General features: G+C 72.6%; 1 protein-coding gene and 1 pseudogene. One reads left to right on the top strand and one right to left on the bottom strand.

What is annotated here, in order from left to right:
* Positions 1-189: pseudogene (locus G3I78_RS51480) on the top strand (hypothetical protein); the annotation flags it as partial.
* Between the two features lie 243 nt (positions 190-432).
* Here G3I78_RS51480 and rplI read toward each other — a convergent pair.
* On the bottom strand, positions 433-646 hold a 214-nt coding region (rplI, locus tag G3I78_RS46755; protein ID WP_164436689.1), incomplete at its 5' end, for a 50S ribosomal protein L9.

The raw sequence follows: 646 nt of genomic DNA, 5'->3' as shown, positions 1-646 counted from the left end.
ATCGCCTTCAGCCCGGACGGCTGTTCGCTGACCTGGTCGCACCCGGGCATCGGACGCCCGCTGCGCCAGATCAAGATGGCCCGCATCGCCGGCCCCGGCACCCGCACGGTCGTGGACGTCACCAACGGCCCCTTCGACGACGAGAACCCGGTGTTCACCCGGGACGGCCGGTTCCTCGCCTGGGCGGGCATGCTCACGCTCGTGGTCTACGTGCCGTTCGCCCTCGCCGTCCGGCAGTGGGCGCCCGACGGCGCAGCGGGCCTCGCGTGGCTGTGGCTCGCCTTCGCGGGGGTCTTCATGGCCGCCCGTGCCGTCACCACGGGCCTGCGCGCCCGGGGCAGCGCCTGGATGGTCACCGGGGCGGCGTGAACAGCACGAAAGCCCGGCCCCTCCGAGGAGGGACCGGGCCTTCGAGGACTGCTCAGCAGCAGATCAGGCAGCGACGACCTTCACCGCGAGGGTCGCGGAGACCTCCGGGTGGAGGCGGACGGAGACCGTGTAGTCCCCCGTCGCCTTGATCGGCTGACCGATCTCGATCTTGCGCTTGTCGACCGACGCGCCCGCAGCGGTCACGGCGGACGCGATGTCCGCCGTCGTCACGGCACCGAAGAGGCGACCGGCAGCGCCGGCCTTGGCCTCGACGACG

This window comes from Streptomyces sp. SID13726 (genome assembly GCF_010548375.1).
Classification (GTDB): Bacteria; Actinomycetota; Actinomycetes; order Streptomycetales; family Streptomycetaceae; genus Streptomyces.
Note: the sequence above shows the minus strand (reverse complement) of the source record. Positions and strands in the feature narration are given on the sequence as shown.